This window comes from Streptomyces bathyalis, assembly GCF_015910445.1.
GTDB lineage: Bacteria > Actinomycetota > Actinomycetes > Streptomycetales > Streptomycetaceae > Streptomyces > Streptomyces bathyalis.
The window spans coordinates 5,885,632-5,903,766 of sequence record NZ_CP048882.1; the positions used below are offsets into that span (position 1 = coordinate 5,885,632).

The 18,135-nt window shown below is 69.6% G+C and carries 20 protein-coding genes; 10 read left to right on the forward strand and 10 right to left on the reverse strand.

Annotation, left to right across the window (positions count from 1 at the left end):
• Positions 1-263 precede the first annotated feature (263 nt).
• Positions 264-953 (reverse strand): TetR/AcrR family transcriptional regulator, encoded by a 690-nt coding sequence (locus tag G4Z16_RS25470; RefSeq protein WP_197352980.1) that lies wholly within the window; start codon positions 951-953, stop codon positions 264-266.
• A 111-nt stretch (positions 954-1,064) separates the two neighbouring features.
• Here G4Z16_RS25470 and G4Z16_RS25475 point away from each other — a divergent pair, with 111 nt between their 5' ends.
• The 4 genes from G4Z16_RS25475 to G4Z16_RS25490 all read left to right on the forward strand — a co-directional run bounded on the left by G4Z16_RS25475 (position 1,065) and on the right by G4Z16_RS25490 (position 3,958).
• A complete protein-coding gene (locus G4Z16_RS25475) occupies positions 1,065-2,237 on the forward strand; it encodes an FAD-dependent monooxygenase (RefSeq protein ID WP_197352981.1) in 1,173 nt (390 codons plus the stop codon).
• A gap of 337 nt (positions 2,238-2,574) precedes the next feature.
• Positions 2,575-2,691 (forward strand): chromate resistance protein ChrB domain-containing protein, encoded by a 117-nt coding sequence (locus G4Z16_RS33345; RefSeq protein WP_197352982.1) that lies wholly within the window; start codon positions 2,575-2,577, stop codon positions 2,689-2,691.
• 327 nt (positions 2,692-3,018) lie between these two features.
• Positions 3,019-3,429: an ANTAR domain-containing protein gene (locus G4Z16_RS25485; RefSeq protein ID WP_197352983.1), complete on the forward strand. Its 411-nt coding sequence runs from the start codon at positions 3,019-3,021 to the stop codon at positions 3,427-3,429.
• 73 nt (positions 3,430-3,502) lie between these two features.
• The gene (locus tag G4Z16_RS25490; RefSeq protein WP_197352984.1) at positions 3,503-3,958 is read left to right on the forward strand and encodes a GNAT family N-acetyltransferase; all 456 of its coding nucleotides are present in this window, start codon (positions 3,503-3,505) and stop codon (positions 3,956-3,958) included.
• A 355-nt stretch (positions 3,959-4,313) separates the two neighbouring features.
• On the opposite strand, the gene G4Z16_RS25495 is transcribed toward G4Z16_RS25490, so the two are convergent.
• Both G4Z16_RS25495 and G4Z16_RS25500 read right to left on the reverse strand, forming a co-directional pair.
• On the reverse strand, positions 4,314-4,916 hold the full coding sequence (locus tag G4Z16_RS25495; RefSeq protein WP_197352985.1) for an HD domain-containing protein: 603 nt from the start codon (positions 4,914-4,916) through the stop codon (positions 4,314-4,316).
• A 5-nt stretch (positions 4,917-4,921) separates the two neighbouring features.
• Positions 4,922-5,866: an NADP-dependent oxidoreductase gene (locus G4Z16_RS25500; RefSeq protein ID WP_197352986.1), complete on the reverse strand. Its 945-nt coding sequence runs from the start codon at positions 5,864-5,866 to the stop codon at positions 4,922-4,924.
• Between the two features lie 926 nt (positions 5,867-6,792).
• Here G4Z16_RS25500 and G4Z16_RS25505 point away from each other — a divergent pair.
• From G4Z16_RS25505 to G4Z16_RS25515, 3 genes are all read left to right on the forward strand, one after another.
• Positions 6,793-7,113, forward strand: a complete 321-nt coding sequence (locus tag G4Z16_RS25505; RefSeq protein ID WP_246531063.1) for a hypothetical protein — start codon at positions 6,793-6,795, stop codon at positions 7,111-7,113.
• Positions 7,114-7,853: 740 nt separating this feature from the next.
• Complete coding sequence (locus G4Z16_RS25510) at positions 7,854-8,627, forward strand: ANTAR domain-containing protein (protein ID WP_197352987.1); 774 nt, start codon at positions 7,854-7,856, stop codon at positions 8,625-8,627.
• A gap of 60 nt (positions 8,628-8,687) precedes the next feature.
• A complete protein-coding gene (locus G4Z16_RS25515) occupies positions 8,688-9,416 on the forward strand; it encodes a GAF domain-containing protein (RefSeq protein ID WP_197352988.1) in 729 nt (242 codons plus the stop codon).
• Between the two features lie 236 nt (positions 9,417-9,652).
• Here G4Z16_RS25515 and G4Z16_RS25520 read toward each other — a convergent pair whose 3' ends face one another.
• Positions 9,653-10,711, reverse strand: a complete 1,059-nt coding sequence (locus G4Z16_RS25520; protein ID WP_197352989.1) for a DUF4349 domain-containing protein — start codon at positions 10,709-10,711, stop codon at positions 9,653-9,655.
• A gap of 442 nt (positions 10,712-11,153) precedes the next feature.
• Here G4Z16_RS25520 and G4Z16_RS25525 point away from each other — a divergent pair, with 442 nt between their 5' ends.
• Positions 11,154-12,227, forward strand: a complete 1,074-nt coding sequence (locus G4Z16_RS25525; protein ID WP_197352990.1) for a chitinase — start codon at positions 11,154-11,156, stop codon at positions 12,225-12,227.
• Between the two features lie 50 nt (positions 12,228-12,277).
• Here G4Z16_RS25525 and G4Z16_RS25530 read toward each other — a convergent pair whose 3' ends face one another.
• From G4Z16_RS25530 to dacB, 3 genes are all read right to left on the reverse strand, one after another.
• The gene (locus G4Z16_RS25530) at positions 12,278-12,943 is read right to left on the reverse strand and encodes an SDR family NAD(P)-dependent oxidoreductase (protein WP_197352991.1); all 666 of its coding nucleotides are present in this window, start codon (positions 12,941-12,943) and stop codon (positions 12,278-12,280) included.
• A 197-nt stretch (positions 12,944-13,140) separates the two neighbouring features.
• Complete coding sequence (locus G4Z16_RS25535) at positions 13,141-13,518, reverse strand: DUF2255 family protein (protein WP_197352992.1); 378 nt, start codon at positions 13,516-13,518, stop codon at positions 13,141-13,143.
• A 218-nt stretch (positions 13,519-13,736) separates the two neighbouring features.
• A complete protein-coding gene (gene dacB / locus G4Z16_RS25540) occupies positions 13,737-15,410 on the reverse strand; it encodes a D-alanyl-D-alanine carboxypeptidase/D-alanyl-D-alanine endopeptidase (protein WP_197352993.1) in 1,674 nt (557 codons plus the stop codon).
• Between the two features lie 137 nt (positions 15,411-15,547).
• Between dacB and G4Z16_RS25545 the strand changes: the two genes are divergently transcribed.
• A complete protein-coding gene (locus G4Z16_RS25545) occupies positions 15,548-15,916 on the forward strand; it encodes a VOC family protein (protein WP_197352994.1) in 369 nt (122 codons plus the stop codon).
• A gap of 322 nt (positions 15,917-16,238) precedes the next feature.
• Here the strand turns inward: G4Z16_RS25545 and G4Z16_RS33350 are convergent, their stop codons facing one another.
• Both G4Z16_RS33350 and G4Z16_RS32995 read right to left on the reverse strand, forming a co-directional pair.
• Positions 16,239-16,349 (reverse strand): DUF2188 domain-containing protein, encoded by a 111-nt coding sequence (locus tag G4Z16_RS33350; RefSeq protein ID WP_425508182.1) that lies wholly within the window; start codon positions 16,347-16,349, stop codon positions 16,239-16,241.
• A gap of 171 nt (positions 16,350-16,520) precedes the next feature.
• Positions 16,521-16,625, reverse strand: a complete 105-nt coding sequence (locus G4Z16_RS32995; protein ID WP_425508183.1) for an LPFR motif small protein — start codon at positions 16,623-16,625, stop codon at positions 16,521-16,523.
• Positions 16,626-16,700: 75 nt separating this feature from the next.
• Between G4Z16_RS32995 and G4Z16_RS25555 the strand changes: the two genes are divergently transcribed.
• A complete protein-coding gene (locus G4Z16_RS25555; RefSeq protein WP_197352995.1) occupies positions 16,701-16,907 on the forward strand; it encodes a hypothetical protein in 207 nt (68 codons plus the stop codon).
• Here G4Z16_RS25555 and G4Z16_RS25560 read toward each other — a convergent pair.
• Positions 16,904-17,569, reverse strand: coding sequence for a hypothetical protein (locus G4Z16_RS25560; RefSeq protein ID WP_197352996.1), 666 nt, complete (start codon positions 17,567-17,569; stop codon positions 16,904-16,906). The two genes, G4Z16_RS25555 and G4Z16_RS25560, sit on opposite strands and share 4 nt — an antisense overlap.
• Between the last annotated feature and the right edge of the window lie 566 nt (positions 17,570-18,135).

Sequence of the window (18,135 nt, forward strand, 5' to 3'; positions counted from 1 at the left end):
CGCCATGTCCACGCAGGTCGGCATGATTTGGCGGTTGTACTTCGACATCCAGGATCACCGCAGGTCAGAACGGGTCTCCGCTTGCCTGGGCCGTCTGTGGGCCGTCGGCCGTGTCTTCCACTTGGAGAAGACGCGGTCGACCGCCGGCGCAGACCTGGCTGACCGGCTGTCAGTTCTCTGCGGTTTCACTGTTCTCGTCGTCGCGCTGACATGACGCCGGCGGCGACGTCCGATGCGCACCCGTCACATCCGCCGGCTTCCGCTCACCCGTCGGTGGCCTTGGTCGGAAGGGTGGCGAGAATCCCGCCCGTGATGAATGCGACGAGCCGCTCGCAGTCGGCGGCCCCGGACCCGCTCGCCGACGTGCCGTCGTCCGTCTCCGGTGCCCAGCCCAATGTGGCGAACGTCCCGGACTGGTAGACGCCGAGCAGTCCCACCATGCCCGCGTACGCGAACTGGACACCACGCTCGTCGAGTTCGGGAAGGGCGTGGCGCAGCGCCGTCAGGTAGCGCCCTTCGACCGGCTCGACCTGTTGCGCGAAGATCTCCCGGACCCGGGCGTTCGGCTCGCCCATCACCCGTCCGATGAAGCGCGCGATGTCGGGTCCACGACTGCCGTGGGTCTCCGCCAGGCCGACGCCCGGTGTGACGAAGGCACGCACCAGGGCGGCTACGGACGGCGGCTGAGGTGCTGCTTCGAGCTGTTCCAGCCGGACGCGGCGCTCCTCGTTGACGGCTCGCATCGCCTGGTCGATGACCGCGCGCAGGAGCCCTTCCTTGGACCCGAAGTGGTAGTTGACCGCGGCGATATTGCTTCCGGCCGCTTCGGTCAGTGCCCGTAGCGAGGTCGCCTCGATCCCGCGCTCACCGCACATCTGAACCGCCGCGTCGATCAGCCGCTCTCGCGTGGACGCCCGCTGTCGCACGGCGGGCACCTGGTCGGAGCCGGCCACCGCACCTCCCTGTGTCGCCGGTCAGGGGCACATGCTATAACACTCGATTAAAGCGATCGTTTGAAACGACTGATAGAGTTCGACTGATCGAGTTCAGGAGAGGCGGCAACTATGAGCCCGAGCAAGGCGCTTGTCGTCGGCGCGGGAGTCGGCGGCCTGACGGCGGCCCAGGCGTTGCAGCGCATCGGGTGGCACGTGGCGCTCTATGAGCAGGCACCACTCATCGGGCCGGTCGGTGCGGGTCTGGGCATCGCGCCGAATGCCGTCAAGGCGCTGGATCATCTCGGCCTCGGAGCGGCTCTGCGTGATCGCGGTCTGCGCCAGGACGGGCTGGAGATCCGACTGCGAGCGGGCAGGCGAGTGGCACGGATTCCAGCTGCCGGTATCGAGCGTCGCTACGGTGCGCCCTTCTACGCGCTGCATCGTGCCGAGATGCACCGACTGCTCATGGCGGGTATCGACGCCTCGGACCTGCACACCGGTCATCGTGCCGCGAGCCTCACCACTGCCACCGATTCGCCCTCGGTCACCTTCGACACGGCACAAGGCCCGGTCACGGAGACGGCCGATCTGGTCGTGGCCGCGGACGGCGTGGGAAGCGCGCTTCGCGCGGCACTGCTGCCCGGCCATGAAGGGGCTGACTATGCCGGTTACACGGTCTGGCGCGGGATCGTCCCCGCCCGGAGAGCCGCATCTCTGGGTATCGCGCCGATCCTCACGGAGACGTGGGGACGCGGCGCCCGCTTCGGCGTCGCCGTGATCAACGACGGTCAGGTCTACTGGTTCGCCGGCGAAAGCGTCCCCGAGCACGCCACCCTTGAACACGACTTGGGCAAGGTGGCCGGCCGCTTCCGGGACTGGCATGCCCCCATCCCCGAACTGCTCGCCGCCACCCCGGAAGAGAGCCTGCTGCGTCACGACGTGTACTACCTGCACGCCAGACTGCCCACCTTCGTCCACGGCCGCGTGGCCCTGCTCGGCGACGCCGCCCACGCGGTCACACCCGACATCGGCCAAGGAGCCTGCCTCGCGATCGAGGACGCCGTGACCCTTGCGGCCGCCGTCGAACGGTCAGGAGTCGACGATGGCTTGAGCGTCTACGACGCCGTCCGCCGCCCCCGCACCCAGCGGATGGCCCGTGCGTCCGGTCGGCTCGGCCGCATCCTGCAGACCCGCAACCGCACCGCAGCCGCCGTGCGCGACTCCATCGCCTCCGTCATTCCCACCCCCTTGCTGATGGGGGCGACCGGGGCCGCCTTCGCCTGGAACCCCCCTTCGGGCTGAGAGAGTTCAGCCTCATCGCGCTTCAGTTCGTTCGTTTCCGGTGGCGGACGTACTGGAAGCCTCGTCCGTACTGAAAGCCTCGTGGTGATCGGACTCGCGCAGTCCATGGCGGGCGCCCCCCCCCACGAGTACCGGGCGGTCATCGAGGCGGCCGTGAGGCCACCGCGGCGGGGTTGGTGCGCAGGCTGCGGGCGGAGTTGCGGCGCATCGGGCGGCGCGACTCCTTCCCACCCCCAGAGCGCGAGCGCGCACATGCGGCCGTGCGGACCCTGACCGATGAGATCACCCCGCCCGGCGCGACCGCCGCCAGGGCGGGATGTCCCGAGAAGGAGCAGGCATGAAGTGGGCAACCCGGACTCGGATCCACATCGACCGGGCAGCCTGTGCCTGGCTGATCCGCCGGCACTCGACCAGGACGCCGAGTTCGTCTTCGTCACCGATCTCGCCCAAGTAGCCGATTTCGCTGATCTGGGCCGTACATGGGCCGTGGGCCGCGTTTTGCGCTGTCGGAAGGCACGGCCCACGGCTGGTTTGTTGTTCGACTCTTCAGGCGAGAGTGGCAGTAGAAACCACCACCCTGGGCCGGTTCTTGCGCCGTGGGCGATCGTTGCGCCAGGCAGGGGCAGACCGTGCGGGGCCCTTATAGCACATGCTGAGGTGTTGTTTCCTGATTTCCTCTACCAAGTAGTTGAGGGACGAAATACGTCTGAAAGTGGGTAGGTTCAGTACTCGTGGCGGACTCGGACGCTCCGCCCATTTCAGCCAAGGGGGCCTGCCGGCCGTGGATCAAGCGGAAGAGCTTCGGACTGAATTGCATGAGTTGCGCCGGGCGATGGAAACGTGGTCCGTCATCGACCTGGCGCGGGGCGTACTGATGGAGATGTTCGGTTGCACCGCGGAGGCAGCGTGGGTGACTCTGCGCGTCGTGTCGCACCACACCGACACAAAGCTCCGTACCTTGGCTGAGCAGATCATCGCCAGCACGCAGGGCGAACCCATGGCAACGGCGATCCACGCCTCGCTGCATGAGCAGTTGCGCGCGCGTGGCAAGCAGGCTCGTGAGCAGGGCCCTTCTGCTCTGACATCAACCTCCGGCAGCAACAGGCGAGAACGCCGGCAGTCGGCAGCGAACGGCGACCGACGACTCATCGAGGTCCGGAGCGAGTTGACCGAAGTCCACGAACCCGGGTGACCGGCACGACCTCGGACACCGCCGTTCCGGGGCGCACTTCCGGAGAGCCGCGTGGACGCCGGGAACGTACGGCATGACGGCCATCGGTCTGCGGCTGGTCACGACCGCCGACGAAGAGCGCTGCTTCGAATTGCACGAGGCTGCCATGCGCCCCTACGTCGAGCAGATCTGGGGCTGGGACCAAGAAGCCCAACGGGCCTTCCACGCGCATGCGTTCAGCCCCGACCGGTGGCAAATCGTCACCTGTGACGGCCAGGACGCCGGCATGCTCCACGTCGAGCACCGTCCTGCGGAGATTTACCTCTCGCGGATCGAACTCCACCCCGACCACCAGGGACGTGGCATCGGCAGCCGGCTCATCCGTACTCTTCTGGACCAGGCCCGCCGAGAGGGCAAGGACCTCACCCTGGACGTGCTCGCGATCAATCAGCGAGCACGCGCCCTCTACTTGCGACTCGGCCTGCACCAAGTCGCGCCGCACGGTGAGAACAACATCAAGATCCGGATGTCTGCCAGGCCGCTTCCGTAGAGGCCCGAGGGAACGCCGGCTCCGCCGACGGCAATCGAACATGAATCTGGGACCGATGGTCCCGCGTCCAAGCGCAACTCGACCCATTCGTGCCACAACCGTGCCTCAACGCAACGGGCAGGAAGCGGGACTTGGGGCTGCGGGCGGTCGGGGCCCCGCTCGGCGGAGGCGACGCGGTCCGGAGAACCAAGAACTCACCCGGCTCGCGTGCGCGTGCCTGGCTGTTCGGCATCAGGCGCGTGCACGTCGTCCTCAGCGTGAAGCCGATGTCTCCATGTCCCGCCCCCGGTACCCGGCGAGAGCCTTGACGCCCTCACCCGAGTCCAGGAGGTCCGAGGACCAGAGGTGCCCTGGACTAAGCGCGGGAGTCCAGCGGATTGGAGGTCATTCTGTCCACGAGGCCCGATCGCACCGCACCCGCCGCGGAACTGCCGGGCTTGCGTGCGGCCTGAGCCTGGAGGCACGCCAGGAATTGCTCGTTGAGGTCCAGCCGGGGGTAGCGTTCCAGCACCTCGGCCCGGAAGCCGGCCGGGTAGTCGTCCGCGTCCTTGCCGGTGATCTCGGTGGCGGTGGCGCGGGCCAGCAGGTGTCCCTCGGGGTCCGTGAACACATCTACCCGCGGCCGCATATGACGGGCGATCACGTCGGACAGGCGCTGGCGGCGCTCCGCCGGCCACCCGGCGCCGGCCGCGAAGACCTGGGCGACGTGGCCGCCTGCCTCCTCGAATGCGACGGTGTGGCTGTCGAATGCCGGCACCAGCCCGATGTCGTGGAACAGCGCGGCAACATAGAGGAGTTCCGGGTCGAAGGTGATGCCGCCTGCCGCACCGCGGGCGGCCGCCCACACGTAGGCACGCAAGGAATGGTTGAGCAGCGCGGGGGAGTGGTGGGCGGTGGCCACGTCCAGCGCGGCGGCTGACGTCACACTGCCCGGCACCGGAAGAGCGTCGAGCGACATACGGGTCACTGTGAGCCTGCTTCTGTGGGGCTGTCCGAGACGATGCGGATGATCGTCCTGCCGTGTCTGCGGCGGCCTGGCGCGAACGCCGCGGGCGCTTCGTCGAGCGGGCGCACGTCCCCCACGATCGGCTTGAGCCGTCCGTCCCGCAGCCGCTGCGCGAGGTCGGCGAGCCGGGCGCGGTCGGCTTCGACGATGAAGAAGACGGCCCGCCCGCCCTCGGGTTTGACCGCGGGCGGGGCGGCGATGGTGACGAGCGTCCCCCCTGCGCGCACCAGCGCGGCTGAGCGGTCGAGGATCGTGCCGCCGATCACGTCGAACACGACGTCGACCTCTCCGGCGTCCTCCAGCCGGTCCGCCTGCAGGTCCATGAATGCGTCGGCGCCCAGGCCGAGAGCGGTGTCCCGGTCGGCGGACCGGCCGGTGGCGATGACCCGCGCGCCCGCCTCGCGTGCGAGTTGGACCGCGATCGAGCCGACGCCGCCGGCGGCGCCGTGGATCAGAACCGTCTGCCCCGCCCTGAGCTGCCCGTGGTCGAACAGACCCTGCCACGCGGTCAGTCCCGAGATCGACAGAGTGGCGGCCATGCTGTGGTCGACGTCCGCGGGAAGCGGTGCCAAGTTGCGGGCCTCCACGGCGGTGTACTCGGCGAGCGATCCGTTACGGGACCAGTCGGCCAGGCCGAAAACCCGCTGTCCGACGGTGAGACCGGTGGTGCCGTACCCGAGCTCGGCGACCACCCCCGACAGCTCGTGCCCGGGCACACTCGGCGTCCGCTCGCGGCCGGCGCGGTCGGTCCATGTTCCGGGCCAGGCGAGCTCCCCTGGCGTGAACCCCGCGGCGTGCACGCGCACGATGACGTCGTTCTCGGCAGCGTGGGGATAGGGCAGTTCCGACAGGGTGAGTCCGCCGACGCCGGCGTCACGGTCGCGGACGGTGATGGCTTGCATGGGATTTCCTCTGGGGGGTTGAGCAGCGCCGGGCAAGCACACTGACGCCCGCCCGGGCCGCGCGATGCTTCGTGATCTCGACCGTATGCTCCAGCCGGTCCGTCCGCGTGGACCGGCACTCGTGCGTCGTTGGTCAGGAACGTCCGTCCGGTGCGAGGTTCGGGCACTCCATGCACGTTTCGATTCTGGCGACCCAATATTCACGCACCTGATAACACGTACTACAGTTCCTGTATATTGAGTGTGTTCGGGGCCGAGCGACCCAGGAGCAGAGGCCGGCCCCCGAGGGAGGGGGGGAAGCCGTGCACCAACTTGCGCTCTCCGCGCAGCCGTTCACCGAACGGAACGCCGCCCGGTCGGCAGCGACGGCACCGCTCAGGGGTCCGTTGTCCAGGGCCTTGCCCAGGGCCGCAGGGCGGCCAGCTGATTGCCGCGGTCGATAGGCCGAGCGCGACCCCGGCAGCCCCTGGTCCGACGCTGCTCGACTTTCGCCACCTCCATCTCAACCGCCGATGACAGACGTGACGGCGGCAGCCTGAATTCCCGGTGAGGAGTGCTGACATTGCCCGCGACCCGCAAGCCCGCGACCCGCAAGCCCGCGACGGCACCCGAGAACCCTCCGGAGACCTACCCGGCCTGGGACCCTGACAGGGCCTACTTGAAAGGCGACCGCACCGTTCACGAGGGCCGGCTGTACGTGGCCGCGGAATCCGTGATCGCCGTCAGACCCGACCCCGGCAGTGGCTTTGATCATTGGCCGTGGGTGTATCTGGGCTGGCACTCACCGCGGTAGCGACCGCCTGTGGCCGGGTGCAGCGAGGGCCGTGCAAGCCTTCGGCGCACCGAGACCTGGTCAAGTGCCCTGTGCCGGGCGGCACCTCAGAAACTCAGAAGCCAATTCCGGGGCAGTTCAATACAATTGGCCCATGCCTCGGAGAATCATGTACGTGCAGCTCAAGTCGGGTCACGACACCGACGCGGGCCCGTCGTGGATCGCCTGGGTCCGATTCTCCAAGACCTGGCAGACCGCGTACTTCCGCGGTCGCACGCTGCGTCGTCGGCCGGCCATGCAGGACGCCAACTTCTACGACGTGGACACCGAGGAGCAGTTCTGGCTCTCCGGCCCGAAACGCGACCGGTTCGACGGCCGGTTCAGCCGCGCCGCGCCGGAGATCGACGACGATGCCCGCGACGCCTACGAGGCGTTCCTGGGCGGGGCTGCGCTACCGGGACGTGAGCGAGGCTGAGTCTTCGGCTCCTGACAACTCCAGCCGTAGACCGACGACTTGCCGCTCACCGGCCCGATCGGGCCTCGATGTGTCTCGCTGGTCCTGCGACGCGGCGCCGGTCCGAACCGCTTCCTGGCCGAAGCAGCGTCGACCCGTCGGGAATGCACTTCGTGTACCTGGCGGACGTGCCCGAGGAGTTCGGCCCGGCGCACCTGGTCTCCGGAAGCACACGGTCGGATCTCCGGCAGTGCCCGACAGGTTCTTCGTCCTGGCTTCGACAGCGGCAGCCGCTTCCACGACGGCAGCGGAAGCCCTCAGCTGTACGGAGCGCAGGTGTCCGCGGCCGGACCCGCCGGGACCGTGGTCGCCTTCGAGATCGGGACGCTTCACCGCGGAACGGCCATGACCGCGCAGCGCGGGGCGCGTTGCACCATGCACCTGAACTTCCGCCCTTCCGGACTCCATTGGGGCCAGCGCCGGGGCCGGCCCATGGCCGCCGCACCACGTGGCGCTGGGGTACGGCAGCCGCCGGCACAGCCGCGTGCACAACCGCGGCGGCTCCGCACCGGGCCGGCTCCGGGGCCCGGTGGTTGCGCGGTGGGCGGTACGGTCGCTGTGTGCCCGTCTGTGCGGGCGGGAGAGACATTTGCTGTCCGTGTCCACCGACGAGGCCGCTCGCCGCGTCGTGAGGGACCATCGAAGCTGACGGCCAGGGGCGGGAGGTGAATGAGGTGCGAACGGGCGGGGACCCAGACGGCATGGATCCCGACGAGGCTGAGGACCGGCTAGGGGTGCCGGACGAGGACAACGACACCCGGTGGCGCGGTTTCATGGCTGAGGCGGCCGCTCCGCTGCCGAGCGACACGGTGAACGGGATGCCGGCGCAGCTCTGCGCCGCATGTGTGCGGCTGCTCCCAGTGACCGGCGGTTCCCTCTCGTTGACCGGGGGAGGGAAACGATCACTGATGACCCTGTGCGCGAGCGACGACATCGCCGCGCGACTGGCAGAGATCCAGTACACGCTGGGTGAGGGCCCCTGCCACTCTGCCACCGAGATGAGCGCACCTGTCTCCGCGGTCGATCTGACCGCCGGGCCGGACACGCGGCGGTGGCCGCTCTTCGCCCGTCACGCCGCCGGGGCGGGAGCCGGCTCGGCCTTCTCGTTCCCGATGAGCCACGGCAGCCATGTACTCGGCACGGTCGACCTGTACAACACCACCCCCAGCACCCTGGAGGAGCCTGATATCCGGCTCGGCATGCGGGCGGCCGATGCCGTCGGCCTGGCACTCGCGGGTCTCCACGAGGCTCAGCCGTCGGAGGACGAGCAGCCGAGAGTAGCCTGGTGGATAGAGGCTGAGGCCAACCACGAAGAAGTGCACCGCGCCATCGGGATGCTGATGGTGAGATTCGGTGTGGACGCCGAGGAAGCGATGGCAAGGCTGCGGGCACGCGCATTCTTGCTGGACAAGACCGTCACCGAATTGGCGAAGGACGTCACCGGCCGCAGGGATGATTTCCGTGCTGGAGATTGAGCCCGGCGGCCTTGTCGGTGTACGTGACAGGAGGCATGGAGCGTGAGCCGTGAGCGAGAGGTGAGCGAGGCTTTCCTCACCTTGGCGGACACCCTCGTCGAGGACTTCGACCCCCTGTCTCTCTTCCAGCGTCTAGTCGATCACTGTGCCGGACTGCTGGATGTTGAGGCGGTGGGCGTGATGATGATCGACGCCCTTGGCCGTCTGCGGACAACGGCCGCCTCCAGCGAGGAGGCGGATTTCCTCGAGGTGCTGCAACTGCAGAAGAACTCGGGTCCTTGCGTGGACTCCTACCACGAACAGCGTCAGATCAGCGTCCCGGACCTCTCCGCCGAGCGGGAACGCTGGCCGGAGGTGGCAGATGCCGCACTGGCCGCCGGCTTCGCGTCGGTCCATACGGTGCCGCTGCGACTGCACGAACACGTCGTCGGTGCAGTCAATCTTCTCCGCACCGGACGCGGACCGCTCGCCGCGGAGGATCAGCATCTTGCTCAGGCTCTGGCCGATGCCACGATGCTGGCCCTGATGCAGTGGTCGGCGGAAAAGCATCCGCGGGGAGAGATCGTGATGCGGCTGCAAAGTGTCATCGCCGCGAAGAGCGCCCTGGAGATAGCCAAGGGAATGATCGTCGAGTACGCGGATGTCTCGTTCAGCACCGCTGCGCGCATGCTGCGGGACTATGCGACAGAGCAGGGCGTCAGGTTGATCGACGCTGTTCACGGCCTCGTGAACAGCGAACTCGCACCGGCCGCTGTCGCCGCCGGCTCGGGCAACAGCACATCGCCGTAGGAAAAACCTGGCTTCCCGTTCACGCGGGAGCGTCCGTTCGCTCTCCCGGGCCGCGCAACGAGGCCGTGGGCCGCGCTTCCCTCGCAGGGAGGCGCGGCCCACGCTGCGTACGGGAGCTGCCCGGGCCGACCTCCCCGGACCGTAGCCGCGCTGCCTGCTCTCAGCGCGGAGACGGTGGACTCCGAAGGCCCATGGAGCCAGCCGTATCACTGGTCGGTCGCTCGGTCCTCGGTCGCTCAGTCGCTCTCCGGTGGCTTCGCCGCAGCCTTTGCCGGAAACGGTGAGTTGCCGCCGTCGTTCGCGGCCGCAGGGACCGCGGACCCCGGCGAGCGGCGGCGCACGCTCTGCGGCAGCCGGCCCCGTGCCAGCCGCCAGACCACCAGCAGCACCGCCAGCGCGGCCAGGAACGGCAGCGCCGCACCGATCACCACCGCGACCCAGCGCATCGTCGTGATGAAGGCATCCCAGCCGCCCCCCAGCGCGTCCGTGAACCCGGTCCCGTCGTCCTTCTTCTCCACCTCGGTCTCGGAGAGCACGAGCGTGATCGTGGCCAGCGACGTCCGGTCCTTCAGCGACGCCTGCTGCGCCTGGAGCGCTTCCAGTTCCGCCTGGCGGGTGCTCAACTGGCCTTCCAGAGTGACGATGTCGGAGAGCTCAGTGGCCTTGTCCATCAGCTTCCGTACGCGTTCGACGCTTGCCTTCTGCGAGGCGACGCGGCTCTCGACGTCCACCACCTTGTCGGTGACGTCGTCGGCCGACACCTTCCGCTCGATGAGCTTGCCGCTGCCCGAGAGCTCCTCCAGGACGTCCGCGTACTCCTCCTGCGGTACCCGGAGCACCAGACGCGACCGCTCGTGGCTCTGGCCGTCGCGGTCGGTTGTCTCGTCGCCGACGTAACCGCCCGCGCTCTCCACCGTGGTACGGGTGTCGTCCAGTGCGGACGGTACGTCCTTGACCTGGACCGTGAGCCTGGCCTTACGGATGACGTGGTCCGGTTCGATCTTCGGTGGCTTCTTACTGGCCGGGCCTTCCTGCTGGCCTGTCGCGTCGTCGGGGTTGGCGCGCGCCCCGCTGTCGGCCGCCGCTCCCGCGCCTGCCTCGCGCTTCCCGGGTGCGTCGCTCGCGTACTGCCGCTCGCTCGCCGAACTCCCGGAGTCCGTGGCGGAGTTGGTGCTGCAACCCGCGACGGCCAGCGCCGAGGCGAGCACTCCCACCGCGAGGAGTGCGAGCGACCGGCGCGGACGCCGGCCGGGACTGCGACGGTTCCCTGTCGCGGGCGGTGTCGGATCGTTCATGAGGGGTCCCCTCCGGCTGTGCGCGGGTTCGTTGTCGCAGGTTGGACGGGGGTGCCGTCGGGCGGGTTGCGGGACACCGGTAGCGATGCCGTCTCGGTCGGGAATCGATCAGGAACCGGTCGGACGGGCCGTACAACCTTCGAGATCCGGGGCGGGTCGCGGCGCCGCGGAACCGGCGCCGAGCGGTGGGGGCATGAGCGGTATCGGGCACCGGCCCGCCTCCGAGTGCTCCGAGCTCTTCCCTGGTCGCCTCGGCGGGACGTGGACGGGAGCGCCGTTCCGGGCCGGACCTCCCTCCGGCCGCGCCTCCCTTAAACCCGGCTCAAGTGTGGGCTAAGTCCCCTCGTCCACGTCCCCAACCCGCTGATACTCCCGTGCCGTTGTCGTTAGCTTGCTGATGCAGGAAGACCGGCCCCCCACGTCAGAAGGAGACAGCCCGACGATGGCGAACCACGCGGAAGCGCAGGCTGCCCCGAGGATCCGCGCAGGGAAGCGTGCCGTAACCGCACTGGCCGCGGCGGCAGTTGTGGCGTCGTTGCTGGCCGGCTGTTCGAGCGGGGAGACGGATCCCGGGCCCACCGGCCCGCCTCCGGCGACGCCCTCGCAGACCGAGGACCCGCTGCCGGAAACCGGGGACTTCGCGCCGTACGTGGACACGTCCCTCAAGCCCTCCTACGACCTTCTCGAGAGGGCCGAGAAGACCGGGGTGAAGGAGTACAACCTCGCGTTCGTCTCCCCGGGAGGCGGCTGCGTGCCCAAGTGGGGCGGCAGGCAGCAGCTGGAAGACAATCCGGTGGCGGCGCAGGCGGAGAAGCTGCGAGACGAGGGCGGCGACGTCCGGGTCTCCTTCGGCGGTCAGAGCGGCAACGAACTCGCCCGGGTCTGCGGCTCGGTGGACAAGCTGACGAGCGCCTACACGAAGGTCATCGACACCTACGGCCTGACGAAGCTCGACTTCGATCTCGAAGGCCCCGCGCTGACGGACTCGAAGGCGAACGAGCTTCGCAGTCAGGCGATCGTGCGGCTCCAGCGGCAGCGTCCGAACCTCAACGTCTCCTTCACCCTCCCCGTGATGCCCTCGGGCCTGAACCGGGACGCCCGCGCGGTGCTGGAGAACGCGCAGAAGAACGGGGCCGGCGTGAACCGCGTGAACATCATGGCGATGGACTACGGCACGTCCTACGACGGAGACATGGGCAAGTACGCCGTCCAGGCGGCCACCGCCGCGCACAAGCAGATCCGGCCCGCGCTGGGGATCAAGGATCCGGAGGAGGCCTGGGACACGCTCTCGGTGACGCCGATGATCGGCGTGAACGACGTCAAGGGCGAGGTCTTCCGTCCCGAAGACGCCGCGGAACTGCGGGAGTTCGCGGACAAGAAGGAGCTCGGCGGCCTGTCCATGTGGTCCGCCACCCGCGACAAGCCCTGCCCCGGAGGCCCGAAGTCCAAGGCGCAGGCGGCCTGTTCGGGCATCGGGAAGAAGGCGGACGAGTTCGCGAAGGCGTTCAAGGGCTGACTGACCCGGGCAAGTTCGCCTGAACCCGGGCACGTTCACCCGGCCCGGGGTCAGGCGTCGAGCTCCTCGGCGAAGACCCGGAAGTCGCCCCGGTCGCGGTGCATGTCCTTCAGGGTCTCCGCGAGCACCGCGGGGTCCTTGCGCGGGTGTCCGGGCGTGATGGCACCGGGGATGACGAGCTGGGCGACGTGGATGTTCTCGTCGGCGAGCGCCGCGTGCAGCATCCGGGCGTAGGCGCTCTCGGCGGCGAAGGCGACCGATGTGCCGGCGAAGTCCGGCCGTGGCCGGACGGCGGTGCCTCCGTTGACGAAGAGGACGGTGCCGCGTCCGAGGCGGCGCATGCCCGGCAGTACGTGCTGCACGGCGGCCACAGGTGCGTAGAGGGAGAACTCGACCGGGCCGGACAGGTCGGCCGGAGTGGCCTCCAGCACGGGCCGCATGAAGTCCCTGTGCGGCGCGGGGCTGTACTGAAGGACCTCGATGGGACCGAGAGCCTCGGCGGCGGCCTCCAGCGCGGCCGTGAGGGCGCCCGTGTCACGTACGTCGGCGGCGAAGCCGCGGGCGGTCACACCCTCGTCGACGAGCCCGTCGGCCAGCGCGTCGACTCGCTCCTGGCTGCGGGAGACCAGAGCGACGTCGAATCCCTCGCGTCCGAACTGCCGGGCCGCGGCGGCTCCCAGCCCGCGTCCCGCTCCGATGATGGCGATGGTGGTCATGCTTCTCCTGTGGTGTGACGGCTGCACTCGGATGTTCGGGCCGACGCGTCCGGGTGCCCCGGTCGGCGGCCCCGGGCGAGTGCCCGGCCCGGAGGGCGCGCACAGACCCGGGGTGCGTACCTACCCCGGCGCGTACCCACGCCCGATGTGTACCGGCCCCGGGCGAGTGCCGGGGGCGGCGCCGAGAAGGGCAGGGATCAGCGCGGCATCAGTTTCAGCGTCGCGGACCGGGCCCCGGAGGCGACCATGGGGTCCACGTACTGGGCGCTGTGGCGCTGGTACTTGCTGCGGTAGGCGGCGTCGATGTGCTCGTTGAGGCCCGGGTCGGTCTCTTCCGTGAAGCTGACCTCCTTGGCGACTCCGTCGGCCTGGATGCGCCCCTCGCGACCTGCCTTGGCTGCCTGGAACCACGCGCCGTCCCTTCCTCTGTAGGAGCGGACGTACAGGTCGTCGCCGTGGCGCACGACCCAGATCGTCACGGGGTTGCGCAGGGAGCCGTCGTTCTGCCGGGGCGCGATCTCCAGCTCGTCGGCTGCTGCGATCTTGTCGAGTTCGTCGCTCGTCCAGGCTGTCATGGGGGTCTCCTTCGTCTGCCGGCGCTTGGGCTGCCGGGTCTGCAGGGTCTGCCGTCAGTCAACGACGGTTTCCGTGCGGGCCCGAAGCAGGCCACGCCGCGTCCGAAGGCGATTCCGTTCAGGTCCGCGCTGCTGGGCGACCCGTCCGCCGGCCCGGCAGGCCCGCCGGGCCCGGACACCGCATCGGCAGCGGCACCCGGCGGTCCGTCAGCCGGAGGTCAGCAGCGCGCGGGCTTCTTCCAGGAGCACTCCGGGCCCACCAGGGGCCCCGACGGGCGCCGGTCCTCGCCCTTGCCCTTCGTCCCGGGCTTCTTCCCGCTCCCGGTCTCGCGGCCGTCGGAGGCGAGGGCCACCACGATCGAGTCCTCGATGCCCTTCACCGAATCCGCGAGGTAGTTGTTGAGGATGATGCTGAAGGTGAGCTTGCGGCCGTCCGCGTCGGTGACGTAGCCGGACAGAGCCGAAGCGCCCGTCAGCGAGCCCGTCTTGGCGTGCGCATTGCCCTCGGCCGGTGTGTCGCACATCCGTGAGCGCAGCGTGCCGCCCGTCATGCGGTCCCCTGCGCAGGCGATGGGCAGCGCGTCGTACCACTGCTTGAACCAGGGCTTCTTCCGCACCGAGTGGAGAAGCGTGGAGATGTGGCGTGCGGAGACGTTGTCCATGCGGGACAGTCCCGAGCCGTCGACCTGCCGCAGGGTGCCGGTGTCCACGCCCTCCTTCTTCAGGAAGCCCTCGATCGCCTTCAGCCCCGCGCTCCAGGTGCCCTTGCCCGCGCTCTCGTCGCCCATGGTCTTGGTGAGGACCTCGGCGTGGTTGTTGTTGGACAGCTTCATGAACGGAACGGTGATCTTCTTCAGCGGCATCGACGAATGACGCGCGACGCGCTCGGCACCGTCCGGTGTGGCCTTGCCCAGCTCGGTCTTCCCGGCGACCTCCACGCCGTGCCGCTCCAGCGCGTCGGCGAAGACGGAGGCCGCGTAGCCGGTGGGTTCCCACACGCTCGTCCACGACTCCTCCGGATCGGCGCCGACCGGGATCCCGCCGCTCACGGTGATGGTGTTGCCGCCGTGCTCGCGGTCGACGGAGATCGTGTTCTCCCCGTTCCCGGCGACGGTGGTGGCGGTGACGTCCACGTCGGCGTAGTCGTTGGACGGCGTGACCTTGACCTTGGGCTTCTCACCCGCCGTGGAGCCGGGGACGATCTCCAGATAGACGTTGCCGGTGTCGTAGTCGGTGTCGGGCGCGAGGCTCAGCGCGGAGATCTGCGAGGAGTAGTACGCCGATTCGTCGTCCGCCGCCCACGAGCGTCCCAGCCGCTGCGTGTCGAACCGGGTGTCGTCGGCGACGAGCTTGCCGGTCACCGTCTTGATCCCGGCGGCGGCGACGTCGGCCGCCATCGCGTCGTAGTCCTTGGCGAGCAGCGTCGGGTCGCCGGTGCCGCGCACGTACAGGTCGCCGTCGAGGCGGTCGCCGCTCCGGTCGCCGTCCGCGAGTACGTCGGTGCGGTAGCGGTAGCCGGGGCCCAGGAGGTCCATCGCGGCGGCGGAGGTCAGCAGCTTGGTGTTGGACGCGGGCATCAGCCGCTTGCCGGGGTTGCGGTCGTACAGCACCCGGCCGCTTTCCGCGTCGCTGATCACGATGCTCGTCGCCGCTCCGTCCAGCCGCTTGTCGGCGAGGATGCGGTCGACGGCCTTCTGCCACGAGGGTGCGGGTGCGGGCGCGGCGGTACGCGCCCCGGCGGAGCCGCCCGTACCGAGCGCGAGGGCGATCCCGGCGGTCACGGCGACGACTTTCGTACGCGTGCGGGACCAGGAGACCGGCCGCGACGGTCTGTACGTGCCGGGTGGCAGGTGGGGGGAGCGGGCGCCCCCGGGAGATGTGAGTCGCGTCATGGCGTGAGCCTGCCAGGCCTCGGGAGGACCCGCGAGGGTTCCGGGACGACGAACCAGCACGTCCCGGTGTGGCCCGGCGGACGACGGGTGGTCCCGGACCCCTCGGCGTCGGAACCGCCACGTGCCAGGATCGGGCCATGCTGAGAATCGGTTCCGTCGTCCTGGGTGTCTCGGACGTGCGGCGTGCGGTCGCCTTCTGGACGGAGGCCCTCGGTTACGTGCCGCGTGACGAGGTGGAGGACACCTGGGCGGTTCTGGTGGCCGAGCACGGGCCGGGTGCGCAGCTGTCCCTCGGCCTGAGCGAGACGCCCGTGCAGAAGTACCCGCGGATCCATCTGGACCTGTACGCGGGGGACGCGGCGGACCAGGCCGCTGAGGTCGAACGGCTGGTCTCCCTGGGAGCGCGGCGCGTCGACTGGGACCTGTATCCGGCCGACGCCGACTTCGTCGTGCTCGCCGACCCCGACGGCAACCGCTTCTGCGTCATCGACACGGGCGGTCACTGACGGGGCGTCGCGGCCTCCGTTGTGCCTTGCGCGGTAAGGCAGTTGGGCGTCCTTGGGCGGTGCCGTCAGGGCAACGGTCAGCGTTCACCACGTCCACGGATCTCTCTCGACCTCGGCCCGGACCGTCTTCCCGACCGGGCTACGGGGTGAAGTGCCCCAGCGGGCGGCCAGGATGTCGACGAGGAGCAGTCCGCGTCCGGCTTCATCGTCCGGTCCCGGGGCGACGGGATGGGTGACCGCCGCATCTGACACGAAAAGGAGGCCCGCAGTGTGCGGGCCTCCCGAATTCGCCGTGTTCCGCGGTGTCTTCACCGTGCGGAACTCAGCCGCGAGGGGAGTTGGGGGCAGCTCCCGCGGTGAGGGTGCGCTTGTCCCGGATCCGACCGTCCGTGCCGTGGACGACGAGTTCGCCGCCACCGTCGTTCTGGATGATCTCGCGGGCGCGCTGGACGGCCTCTTCCTGTGTGCCGGTATGGGTCGTCCGCCTTCACGCCGTCGGGGTTGGTGATCTTCCACTGGTCGCCGTCGGGCATTACGTGCCGGTCACCCATGTCGGGCCTCCTGTCCCTTCGTTCTTTCGCCTGGTTCTGCCGGTTGTCGTGCCTTAGGCGCGTCTTGTCGCGCCACCCAGCAGCCGGGCGACGAGTCGGAAGGGCAGCGTGACGACCGTGAGGATCGCTGAGAACACGGTCCGGATCGCGCCGAAGATGGCGGCGAGCACGGTTTGCCTCCAATGCACAGATCGGGTTCCGCGCCCGGGTGCCCGACGCGCATGGACCCATGCATGGGCGAACCGGCCGGATCCGCCGAGGTGTTGACGGGGGCCGACCTCGGCCGCGAGTACGAGTTGGCGGAGCAACTCGACTACGAGTTGGCGGAGCGACTGGGGCTCCCGGCGGGAACGCGTACGCCGCCGGTCTCGCGGGCGCTCTCTGCGGAGAGGAAGTCCTCAGGCGCCTCGCGGAAGTACCGGACGGCACCCGCCAGTTAGTCGTGGCCGCCCCCGCCGTGGTGGCTGCCGCCTCCCTGGTAACCGCCGCCGCCCCCGTGGTCGCCACCGCGGTCCTGACCGCTCTCGTGGTAGTCGCCTCCGCTGCGGTCCTGGCCGTCGTCGTCGCGGTCATCGCCGCCGCCGCCGAACAGGAGGCCCAGGAGGCCGCCCAGCAGGCCACCGTTGTCGTCGTCCTGGTCGCCGCCGCCGTTGTCGCCGCCGCCCTGCGAACCTCCGGCGTCCGACTCCTCGCCGCCGCCGCCGTCATCGTCGCCTTCGCCGTCGCCCGGGTTGCCGGTGGAGCCGCCCTGATCGGCGCCGCCCGCCTCGTCCCCGGACGGTGCGGGGGAGGGCGCCCCGTCATCCGACGCGGGGGGTTGCGAGCCGGGGCGGTCTTCGTCTCCGTCGCCCGCGGGCCGCATGCCGTCGTCGTCCGCGGCCGGCGGGGGATTGCCGTTCTCGGGTTGGTCGGGCGTGTTCGCCTCGGAGCGCTCCGCCGCCTCTCGCGCGGCGATGTCCGGGTCGGGCGAGACCGAAACCGCCGGCCTGCCGCCCCCCTGGACCGTCGAGCCCGAATTCATCGCGTCCACGCTGAAGGCCACGGTCCCGAGCGCGACGGCCGCGGCGACGCCGACGGCGACACCCGTGCTGCGCCGGTCCATGGGCCGACGGCCGCCCCTGTGGCTCACCGGTGCGGCCGGGTCGGCTTCGAGTTGCCGGGATGCGGCCGGGTCCGCTTCGGGCTGCCGGGATGCGGCCGGGCGCGGTTCGGGCTGCCGGGATGCGGCCGGGCGCGCTTCGAGCCGCCGGGATGCGGCTGCCTTCTTCAGGCGTGGTCGGAAGGCCTGGAACGCCGACACGTCGTTACGGCCGGCGGTCTCGGGCGCGCACGAACATGACGACGTGCCGTCCAACTGAATTCGTGCTCCGCACTTGGAGCATCTCAGTGCTGCCATCGCCGGCCCCCTCGATGGAATCCGTTACGACGCGTTCCCTCGTTTTTGCCTACCGCAAGCTGGCAGGGCACACGGTTGGCAGGTCACCGTCAAATGTAGCCAGGAAGTGAGTCATCCATGCGTTAGTTGTCAACTTCCGAGCGGCGCAGTTTCAACTGAATACCGCTGTGCCCAGCGATGATTCCGGACAGACCTGACCGCCGGGCCATCGCCTTGGCCCGGCTGGTACGAACTCGCCCATTTTGTCCCGGCGTTCACACCGGGCGTTGTCC

Coding starts and splice junctions, on each gene's coding strand:
- G4Z16_RS25535 (WP_197352992.1), bottom strand. CDS start 13,518: ATGACAGCCTGGACGAGCGACGAACTCGACAAGATCGCAGCAGCCGAC.
- G4Z16_RS25475 (WP_197352981.1), top strand. CDS start 1,065: ATGAGCCCGAGCAAGGCGCTTGTCGTCGGCGCGGGAGTCGGCGGCCTG.
- G4Z16_RS25490 (WP_197352984.1), top strand. CDS start 3,503: ATGACGGCCATCGGTCTGCGGCTGGTCACGACCGCCGACGAAGAGCGC.
- G4Z16_RS25555 (WP_197352995.1), top strand. CDS start 16,701: ATGGGCGAACCGGCCGGATCCGCCGAGGTGTTGACGGGGGCCGACCTC.
- G4Z16_RS25560 (WP_197352996.1), bottom strand. CDS start 17,569: ATGGACCGGCGCAGCACGGGTGTCGCCGTCGGCGTCGCCGCGGCCGTC.
- G4Z16_RS25500 (WP_197352986.1), bottom strand. CDS start 5,866: ATGCAAGCCATCACCGTCCGCGACCGTGACGCCGGCGTCGGCGGACTC.
- G4Z16_RS25525 (WP_197352990.1), top strand. CDS start 11,154: ATGGCGAACCACGCGGAAGCGCAGGCTGCCCCGAGGATCCGCGCAGGG.
- G4Z16_RS25505 (WP_246531063.1), top strand. CDS start 6,793: ATGCCTCGGAGAATCATGTACGTGCAGCTCAAGTCGGGTCACGACACC.
- G4Z16_RS25520 (WP_197352989.1), bottom strand. CDS start 10,711: ATGAACGATCCGACACCGCCCGCGACAGGGAACCGTCGCAGTCCCGGC.
- G4Z16_RS25510 (WP_197352987.1), top strand. CDS start 7,854: ATGGATCCCGACGAGGCTGAGGACCGGCTAGGGGTGCCGGACGAGGAC.
- G4Z16_RS25495 (WP_197352985.1), bottom strand. CDS start 4,916: ATGTCGCTCGACGCTCTTCCGGTGCCGGGCAGTGTGACGTCAGCCGCC.
- dacB (WP_197352993.1), bottom strand. CDS start 15,410: ATGACGCGACTCACATCTCCCGGGGGCGCCCGCTCCCCCCACCTGCCA.
- G4Z16_RS33345 (WP_197352982.1), top strand. CDS start 2,575: ATGAAGTGGGCAACCCGGACTCGGATCCACATCGACCGGGCAGCCTGT.
- G4Z16_RS25530 (WP_197352991.1), bottom strand. CDS start 12,943: ATGACCACCATCGCCATCATCGGAGCGGGACGCGGGCTGGGAGCCGCC.
- G4Z16_RS25545 (WP_197352994.1), top strand. CDS start 15,548: ATGCTGAGAATCGGTTCCGTCGTCCTGGGTGTCTCGGACGTGCGGCGT.